General features: G+C 33.5%; 7 protein-coding genes and 1 pseudogene. 6 read left to right on the forward strand and 2 right to left on the reverse strand.

Features of this window, described 5'->3' with window-relative positions:
* Positions 1–132: 132 nt before the first annotated feature.
* From SBH76_RS13195 to tpiA, 4 genes and pseudogenes are all read left to right on the forward strand, one after another.
* Positions 133–306 (forward strand): annotated as a pseudogene (locus SBH76_RS13195) (PhoU domain-containing protein); the annotation flags it as partial.
* Between the two features lie 124 nt (positions 307–430).
* Positions 431–1462, forward strand: coding sequence for a type I glyceraldehyde-3-phosphate dehydrogenase (gene gap, locus SBH76_RS13200; RefSeq protein WP_007594946.1), 1032 nt, complete (start codon positions 431–433; stop codon positions 1460–1462).
* A gap of 76 nt (positions 1463–1538) precedes the next feature.
* Positions 1539–2753, forward strand: a complete 1215-nt coding sequence (locus tag SBH76_RS13205) for a phosphoglycerate kinase (RefSeq protein WP_290649383.1) — start codon at positions 1539–1541, stop codon at positions 2751–2753.
* 54 nt (positions 2754–2807) lie between these two features.
* On the forward strand, positions 2808–3557 hold the full coding sequence (gene tpiA, locus SBH76_RS13210) for a triose-phosphate isomerase (protein WP_315034397.1): 750 nt from the start codon (positions 2808–2810) through the stop codon (positions 3555–3557).
* A 91-nt stretch (positions 3558–3648) separates the two neighbouring features.
* On the opposite strand, the gene SBH76_RS13215 is transcribed toward tpiA, so the two are convergent.
* Complete coding sequence (locus SBH76_RS13215; RefSeq protein WP_317978146.1) at positions 3649–5250, reverse strand: helix-turn-helix domain-containing protein; 1602 nt, start codon at positions 5248–5250, stop codon at positions 3649–3651.
* Positions 5247–7028, reverse strand: a complete 1782-nt coding sequence (locus tag SBH76_RS13220) for a sensor histidine kinase (RefSeq protein ID WP_317978147.1) — start codon at positions 7026–7028, stop codon at positions 5247–5249. The genes SBH76_RS13215 and SBH76_RS13220 overlap by 4 nt, the downstream gene beginning before the upstream one ends.
* Positions 7029–7220: 192 nt before the next feature.
* Here SBH76_RS13220 and SBH76_RS13225 point away from each other — a divergent pair, with 192 nt between their 5' ends.
* Both SBH76_RS13225 and SBH76_RS13230 read left to right on the forward strand, forming a co-directional pair.
* Positions 7221–8486: an ABC transporter substrate-binding protein gene (locus SBH76_RS13225; RefSeq protein ID WP_009662013.1), complete on the forward strand. Its 1266-nt coding sequence runs from the start codon at positions 7221–7223 to the stop codon at positions 8484–8486.
* Positions 8487–8571: 85 nt separating this feature from the next.
* Positions 8572–9450 carry a carbohydrate ABC transporter permease gene (locus tag SBH76_RS13230; RefSeq protein WP_007594961.1) on the forward strand — a complete coding sequence of 293 codons (879 nt, stop codon included), beginning with the start codon at positions 8572–8574 and terminating at the stop codon, positions 9448–9450.
* Positions 9451–9592: the final 142 nt, after the last annotated feature.

Raw genomic sequence — 9592 nt, forward strand, 5'->3', positions numbered from 1 at the left:
ACATAAAATACTAGAAAATACTATATAATAAAACGAATATTTTGACAAAAATTTCAACTGAAGAATGTAGGTTATATGCGGGTTGTAGGACTTTTTTAATGATTATTTAGGTGAACAAACTGTCAAAGACCCGAGGATGAAGTGGATATGCTTGAGGATGAAATGAGAGAAAAGCATATCGAGAGATTGTCAAAGGGAGATTGTAATCCACAGGCAGGAATTGCCTTCCTTGATATCATAAGTAATTTGGAGCGTGTATCGGATCATGCAACAAATATTGCGGGATATGTAAAGAACGAAATATAAAATAAGAAGTTTTAAAGATTTACTTGCAATTATGTTTATAATTTTGTACAATTGGAAATGATTGATGAATAATTATCAATTGAGATAAACATCATTTTAAGTACTAATTTTAGGAGGAACTAAAATGTCAGTAAAAGTAGCAATTAACGGTTTTGGACGTATTGGTCGTTTAGCTTTCAGACAGATGTTTGAGGCTGATGGATATGAAGTAGTAGCAATCAATGATCTTACAGATCCTAAGATGTTGGCTCATCTTTTAAAGTATGATACAGCACAGGGCGGATTTGCAGGACGTATCGGAGAAGGAAAGCATACAGTAGAGGCAGGTGAGGATTCAATCACAGTTGACGGAAAGAAAATCACAATCTACAAAGAGGCGGATGCTTCAAAGCTTCCTTGGGGACAGATCGGTGTAGACGTTGTACTTGAGTGTACAGGATTCTATACATCAAAGGATAAGGCATCAGCACATATCACAGCAGGTGCTAAGAAGGTTGTTATTTCAGCTCCTGCAGGAAATGATCTTCCTACAGTTGTATTCAGCGTAAACGAGAAGACACTTAAGGCAAGTGATACAGTTATTTCAGCTGCTTCATGTACAACAAACTGTCTTGCACCAATGGCTGATACACTTAACAAGCTTGCTCCTATCCAGAGCGGTATCATGAGCACAATCCATGCTTATACAGGTGATCAGATGATCCTTGACGGACCACACAGAAAGGGTGACCTTAGAAGAGCAAGAGCAGGTGCTGCAAATATCGTACCTAACTCAACAGGTGCTGCAAAGGCTATCGGTCTTGTTATCCCTGAGCTTAACGGAAAGCTTATCGGATCTGCACAGAGAGTTCCTGTTCCAACAGGTTCTACAACAATCCTTACAGCTGTTGTAAAGAAGGCAGGACTTACAAAAGAAGATATCAATGCTGCAATGAAGGCTGCCGCATCTGCATCATTCGGATACACAGAGGATGAGATCGTTTCATCAGATGTTATCGGTATGCAGTATGGTTCATTATTTGATGCAACACAGACAATGGTAACACCTATAGCTGATGATTTATATCAGGTTCAGGTTGTTTCATGGTATGATAACGAGAATTCTTACACATCACAGATGGTTAGAACAATCAAGTACTTTGCTGAATTAGCATAATTATAAATAGTATAAGAGACCAAGGTGGTCCGGTCATATTGGGCCGGATCGCCTTTTTTATTAATAAGGAGAAACTATGCTTAACAAGAAAACAGTAGATGATTTAAAGAATTTAAAAGGTCAGAAAGTATTGGTTCGTTGTGACTTCAATGTTCCTTTAAAGGACGGAGTTATCCAGAACTACAATCGTATAGACGGAGCAATCCCAACAATAAAGAAACTCCTTGACGGCGGAGCTAAAGTTATTCTTTGCTCACATCTTGGAAAGCCGAAGGGCGAGCCTTTACCTGAGATGAGCCTTGCACCTGTAGCTCCGGCACTTTCAGAGAGACTTGGAGTAAATGTAAAGTTCGTTTCAGATCCTAAGGTAACAGGAGAAGAGACAAGAAAGCTTGCAGCAGAACTTAAGGACGGAGAAGTTTTATTACTTGAGAATACACGTTACAGAGCTGAAGAGACAAAGTACGGTAAGGAAGATTCAGCTGTAGAGTATGCAAAAGAGCTTGCTGCACTTTGTGATGACAATATCTTTGTAAACGATGCATTCGGTACAGCTCACAGAGCACATTGCTCAAACGTAGGTGTAACAAAGTTCTGTAAGGAAAATGTTGTAGGATACCTTATGGAGAAGGAAATCAAGTTCCTCGGAGAGGCTGTAGAGAATCCTGTTCGTCCGTTCGTAGCAATCCTTGGTGGAGCTAAGGTTTCAGATAAGATCAATGTTATCAATAACCTCTTAGAGAAGGTAGATACACTTATCATCGGTGGAGGTATGGCATATACATTCTTAAAGGCAAAGGGAGAGGAAATCGGAAACTCACTTTGTGAAGAGGATAAGCTTGACTACGCACTTGAGATGGTAAATAAGGCTAAGGAAAGAGGCGTAAACCTTTTACTTCCTGTAGACCATGTAGAGGGTAAGGAATTCTCAAATGATACAGAATCTAAGGTAGTTGATACTATAGATGCAGGATGGTCAGGATTTGATATCGGACCTAAGACAATAGAGAACTATAAGAAGGCTCTTGAAGGTGCAAAGACTGTAGTATGGAACGGACCTATGGGTGTATTCGAGTTTGAGAAGTTTGCAGAGGGAACACTTGAAGTATGCAGAGCTGTAGCAGATCTTAAGGATGCTACAACTGTTATCGGTGGTGGAGACTCTGTAAATGCGGTAAAGAGACTTGGATTTGCAGATAAGATGACACATATTTCTACAGGTGGTGGTGCTTCACTTGAATTCTTAGAGGGTAAGGAATTACCGGGTGTAGCGGCAGCTGACAACAGATAAAATTTTTAAATATAGGGGAATGCCAAGGCTTCCCCGAAAAGAACGGAGAATATTATGGCAAGAAGAAAAATTATTGCAGGTAACTGGAAGATGAATAAAACTCCTTCAGAGACAACTGCATTAATCAATGAGTTAAAGCCTTTAGTTGCAAATGACGAAGTAGATGTTGTTTTCTGTGTACCGGCAATTGATATAATACCGGCTATAGAGGCTGCAAAAGGAAGCAATATTCAGATCGGTGCAGAGAATATGTACTATGAGGAGAGCGGTGCATACACAGGAGAAATCGCACCAAATATGCTTACAGATGTAGGTGTTAAGTATGTTATCATAGGACATTCAGAGAGAAGAGAATACTTTGCGGAGACAGATGAGACTGTAAACAAGAAAGTACTTAAGGCATTTGAGTACGGTATCACACCGATCATCTGCTGCGGTGAGACTCTTACACAGAGAGAGCAGGGTATTGCAATAGACTTTATCAGAACACAGATAAAGATTGCATTCCAAAATGTAAGTGCAGAGAACGCTGCAAACGCTGTTATCGCTTACGAGCCAATCTGGGCAATAGGAACAGGTAAGACTGCTACAACTGCACAGGCTGAGGAAGTTTGCAAGGCTATCAGAGAGTGCATCAAAGAAGTATATGGAAGCGATGTAGCCGAAAAGATCAGAATTCAGTACGGCGGTTCAGTTAATGCAGCTAATGCGGCAGAGCTTTTTGCAGAGGCTGACATCGACGGCGGATTAGTAGGTGGAGCAAGCCTTAAGCCGGATTTCGGAAAGATTGTAAATTATAAATAATAGAAAAAACGGGGGCTGTCGGGAAATGGCAGCCATGAAAGAGGGAGGAGTGGTTAAAAAAGAGTCACTCCTCCGTAATCTTTTGATAAATTTATAATGATGAATACTTTTCTCTGTAGCCGGATGGAGATATACCTAATTGTTTTTTAAAACTTGTGCTGAAATAATATTGGTTTGCGTAACCGCATTTAATACTTATTTCTTTTAAAGATAAGTTTGTTTTAATTAAATATTCCTTTGCTGCATCAATGCGGTATGATGTGATAGTATCGCTTATACTTTGGTTGTTATTTTTTTTATACAATGCACTTAAGTATGATGGACTCATATTTGCATATTTTGCTATGTCATTCAGACTGAGAGTATTATCCTCAAAATTATTTTTAATATAATTATCTACCAATTCATATGTATGTTCATGGTAGGATTTTAGAGAAAAATTTAGTTTATCACATACCAAATTGCAAAGTTCTCTCATCCATAATAAAAATTGCTCATATGTGTGAAATGTATCAAAACGGCTATATACAGATATTACTCTTTCTTCCAAGTCCTTAGTATCAATATTTATTTCATATAGAAATCTCAATATTTTGCCAAGCAGAGAATATATACGTATAAACATAATATTTTTATTTTTATATTTTGTTGATAAATCATCAAAGAAGTTTTTAAGCCATTCTTCAATTGATGAATTATCTTTTTTGCATAGCAGTCCGATAAGTTCATCATCATCTGAATCTGATGTGGATAATAAACTGAATTCTTTACCGGTAGCTTCAACAGCATCAAATATACTTTGGTTAGGATAAAAAAACCTATATTTTAGAGCATGACATGCATTTTCATATGATACATGAAGCTTTGATATACTATCAACAATAGTACCAATTCCAACATTTATATTTAATATTGGAGATTTATAATTATCTATAAAAGATGAAATTACATTATGGATTACATACTGGAAATGTGCAGGTGTTTTACTGTTTTGTGCTATTATAAAGATTAAATTATTTAAGTCCTGTATATAATAGACATTATCAAAAATTTTACATTTACTTAGGAATACATCCGATATATTTAGTATTTCCGTTTGAAATGTTAAAACCCCGTTATTTTCTTCAAGCATAGAAGAACTTTCAATTTCCATTTTGATTATATTGAAATGCGAATAACTTATATCCAATTCCAGATAGCTTATATATTTATCAAAATATCCTAATGTTTTATCAGTTGAGAAATATAGTAACTCCTGGAAAAATTTGGTTATCATAAGTTGTCTGCTTTCCTTTACAATAGACAGATTACGTTGCTCTCTATCTATTATTTCAAAAGAACTTTTTATCTTTTTATATAAGAAATCATAATCTATAGGCTTTTCAATATAATCGTAAACTCCAATACTGACAGCCTGTTTTGCATATTCAAATTTATCATATGCACTAATCAAGATTATTTTAATGTATGGATTAATTTTTATAGCCTCACGGCTTAGAGAAATTTCGTTTAAGTTCGGCATTTCAATATCAGTTATTATTAAATCAACATGATTATCAATTATATAATTAAGTACTTCCTGTCCACTTTTTGCAATTAAAACTATTTCTGCATTTAATTCATTCCAGTTAATATTTAATTTTATACCTTCTGAGACAATATAATTATCATCGGCTAAAACTACTTTTTTCAAGAGAAATCCTCCATTTGAGCATATTTTATTATAATTTTTGTACCTTTTCTTTCTTCACTTTCAATCAGGACGATACCGTTTCCAAAGTCAGTATTTGAAATTCTTTTATTAACATTACAAATGCCGAAATGTTGGTTATAGTCTACTATATGATTACTTAATTTATATCGGATTTGTTCTAACTTATCATTTGGAATACCACAGCCATTATCCTCTATAGTAATAATAACTTCATCATCTCCATAGCAAATATTTATATTGATATGTATATTTGTTTTTTTAGATGAGTATCCATGTAAAATTGAGTTCTCCAGAAAAGGTTGTAATGTAAACTTACATATTAAAAAGTTCTCTATACCTTCTTCAGCATTTATAGTCCAGCTAAGTGTATCTTGACGACAAAGTTGTTCCATTTCCAGATATAATTTGGAAATTTCCAATTCGTCTTTTATCTTTATCTTTTCATCAGATTTTCTAAGTGACATTCTATAAAAACGAGTAAGGTTACTGATCATATGATTGGCTATGTCTATTTTTCCTATTGTTTGACAAGTTTGTATTGTTCCCAAAATATTATATAAAAAATGAGGATTTATCTGGGATTGAAGAAGCTGGTACTTAAGCTTTTCTTCGGATAAAGTAAGCTCCAAAATAGATTGCATATTTTTATTAATTGATGATTGCATATTTAAAAATGTCAGTCCAAGTTTATCCACCTCATCAAAAGAATAATTGTTATCTAATGCAGATATATAATCCAAATCAATACTTTTTTTACCAAGTTTAAAATTATCCATAGCGGAAGACAGTTTACTGATTCTATCGGTTAAATTGATTGAAGTAAAAAAAATAACCAACAGTATTATAGGAACAGATAAAAATATTATTATAATAAACGTTCTAAGTAATGTGTATATATGCTTAAAAATATAATTTTTAGGAATTTCAGTTATATGATACCATCCATTATCAAGAACAACTATGTGATAATATAAGCTGCTGTTCTCAACTATAGTATTATCAGGATTTATATTTAAATCAATGTTATTTATCTTGGTACCTATGAGTTCTTTACTTGTATGTGAAATAACAGTCCCATTTTTATCTATTATATATCCTGTTAAATCGACACTTTCAAAACTGTCCTGCAGCATTTTTGAAAGCTCATCAGTGCGTAAGAGTACTAAATAAACGTATTCGGTATTACCTGAAACTTGATTATTTAATACATTAAAACAAGCTATTACATCTTGAGGATTTTTTGTGTTATCAATAACATAAGGAAGAGTGTACTGTTTTTTATAAATCCATTTTTGATTAGAATTTATAATATCTTCAAGGCCTATTTTTCTTAGATCGGATAAAGGATGGAAAAAAAGTCCCTCTGAAGCCGCAATATTTTTATCGTCTAAAAAAATATCAATATGATAAAAATCAAAAGTTGATTTAAGTAGAGAAATATTGTCTCTAACATTCGAAACTATTGCAAAATCTTCTCTACTATCAGACATTTTTTGCATCAAAGAATACATATCATATTGAATAGTATTAGATACTTTTTCAGCTTGATTTAATCTGTTATTGATTCTTATATTTAGTTGATCATCTGCAAGTATAATAGAATTTAATATGCTGTCACCTGCAATTTTATGTGTAATACTGTACAACACTGAGCCCATTAAAATAAGAGGCAGTAAAGTACAAATCAAAAAAGAAAAAATCAATCTATGATGATATTTTGAAAATATAAAATTTTTGATATATCTTATAATAGGCATAAGAACCTCCTTGTAAACATATAAGCAATTATAGACTGTAAAAAAAAACAAAACAATATAAACAAAAATAATATAAATGAATCATAATATATTGTATTTTTGAAAATTATAAATTCTACTATGATGTAATTATCAAAAAGCATACGTCCTATATGTGTAAGTGAAGTGTTTTAGGGACAATAAGGAGGAAAGATGAATAAAAGAATAAAGAGTGTAATGTTAAGTACAGTACTATTAACAGGTCTGTTAGCCGGCTGTGGATCCGGAACAACACAGTCAAGCAAAAACTCGGAAAACGGTGGAAATTCCAAATATGATTTGACATTATATAGTATCAATACTACAGATGCCGATTTTGATGAATGGTTAAATAATGTTCAAGATGCTACAGGATTAAAGATTAATGTAATTGCAGCACCTACAGACTCTGACACGAGACAGCAAAAGATTACAACTATACTTTCTACAGGTGATTCAAGTGTAGATATATTGGAAATTAATGATGAAATGAGTGCATCATTTAAAAATTCAGGTTGGCTTGATGGACTTAATGATACAGTTATGACCGATGATATTCGTGGTGAATTTGCAAAGGGATATTTGGAGCAGATGATTACCGATAAAGAAGGAAATGTTATCGGAGTACCCGGATATTCAGGATATTTGGCCTTTTGGGTAAATCAAAAAATAATGGATAATGCCGGAATAACTTCTATAGATACAAAGGAAGATTTTAAAAAATATATGTCAGCTGCTTCAGTAAACGGTACTTATGGGTATGGTGGATCTTGGGAAAAAACATATGTGTTTAATGAAATAGCACAATTTGTAAATATGTTCGGTGGCGATTATTTTGACTGGACAAGACCTGAAAATAAGGAAGCAATACAATTCTTATATGATATGGTAAAAAATAATGAAACACCAATTGATCAAATTGCGGATAAATATGAGCAGATGAATCCAAAGGCAAATGATGGAAAATATGGTTGTTGGTTTATGTGGGGATTGGGATCTGATTATCAGAAAGCAGGTATGCTTGGTGATGACAAGATTCATATGGCTATGGTGCCCTCAATGACAGATGACGGTAATAGAGCTATATTTACAGATTCATGGAGTTATGTATTGAATTCTGCATCAAAAAATAAGGAAGCGGCAATAAAGTTTTTAAAGTATATGGCATCTGAGGGTGGAATGGAAGCGTCATATAAGGCTTTTGATCGTTACCCTGCAAGAAAAGATGTTGCCGAGAAGGTAGTTCCTGACAGCGACCCTGCAAAGGAGATGTACACCAGATATGCTTCAGAATGTAATGTACAGGGACGCCCAATGCTTCCGCAAACTATGGAGTTTATCACAGATATGGGAACAATTTACCAGTCTTGTATGAAGGGTGAAATATCAGTAGATGATTTTTGCAAAAAAGCACAGGATTTGGTAGATAAATATAAATAATATATAATCCAAAGAGTGCTACAGTGTAGGAATTTATAAATAAAATATTACTGCAGCACTCATTTTATTTATAGGAGGAATTATTTTGAACATAAGCAAAAAGTCAATAAGGTATATACCTATAATTTTGATTTTACCTGTACTTTTGATAAGGGGATTTACCACAATTTATCCTATAATTATTACTTTTAAAAATAGTATGTATAATATTAAAGTTCTGTCAGGTATAAACGAGTTTGTAGGATTTAAAAATTATATAGAGGTGTTTAAAGATGATAAAGTAATTTCCTCTATTGAATTTACTTCTATTTTTGTAGTAGTATCAATGTTCTTTCATGTTATATTAGGTACTATACTTGCATTGATACTTAATTTGAAATTCAGAGGTAGGAGGTTTTTAAGAACAATAGTACTTATACCTTGGGCTATGCCGGCTGTAGTTATAGGAATGGCGGCAAAATGGGGATTTAATAATGATTATGGATTGGTAAATGATTTAATTAGAAGATTCATACCGGAGTTTCAATTTAATTGGTTAATAAATACCGGATCTGCTCGTAGTGCTGTTATAGCAATGGATTTATGGAAAGATTTACCATTTTTTGCAATACTTGTATTATCCGGACTTCAGTTCATTTCAGGTGATATTTATGAGGCGGCTAAAGTAGACGGAGCAAATTCTTTTCAAATATTCTTTAAAATCACATTACCTTTAATTATAAGGAATATTATTACATTATGTATACCTTTTACATTATGGAGATTAACATCATTTGATTTGGTATATGCAATGACATCCGGAGGGCCGGGAGAAGATACATCATTGATAGCTTATCGTATAGCAATGGAGTCTTTTACAAACTTGAATATAGGGTATGCTTCTACTTTAGCTATCATGCTTTTTATTTTAATGGCTTTATTTAGTTGGTTTAATATAAGAGTTATGAATAAATACAGTGAATGACAGGAGAATAGTGTGAAAGAAGGTAGAGGTAAGCCATAAACCGGCGCACTTAAATAAGCTGTCTTAAGTAGGCAACTTATTTGAGGATATAGATTTAGTAGATTGATCAAGAAGCTAAAGGTTTATCAGGAGGAAGTAAGCC

The organism is Lachnoanaerobaculum sanguinis (assembly GCF_033242365.1).
Taxonomy (GTDB): Bacteria; Bacillota; Clostridia; order Lachnospirales; family Lachnospiraceae; genus Lachnoanaerobaculum; species Lachnoanaerobaculum sanguinis.

What these genes read in the sequence shown, in the direction of transcription:
- gap (WP_007594946.1), top strand. Translation starts at nt 431, where the DNA reads ATGTCAGTAAAAGTAGCAATTAACGGTTTTGGACGTATTGGTCGTTTA.
- SBH76_RS13225 (WP_009662013.1), top strand. Translation starts at nt 7,221, where the DNA reads ATGAATAAAAGAATAAAGAGTGTAATGTTAAGTACAGTACTATTAACA.
- SBH76_RS13220 (WP_317978147.1), bottom strand. Translation starts at nt 7,028, where the DNA reads ATGCCTATTATAAGATATATCAAAAATTTTATATTTTCAAAATATCAT.
- tpiA (WP_315034397.1), top strand. Translation starts at nt 2,808, where the DNA reads ATGGCAAGAAGAAAAATTATTGCAGGTAACTGGAAGATGAATAAAACT.
- SBH76_RS13205 (WP_290649383.1), top strand. Translation starts at nt 1,539, where the DNA reads ATGCTTAACAAGAAAACAGTAGATGATTTAAAGAATTTAAAAGGTCAG.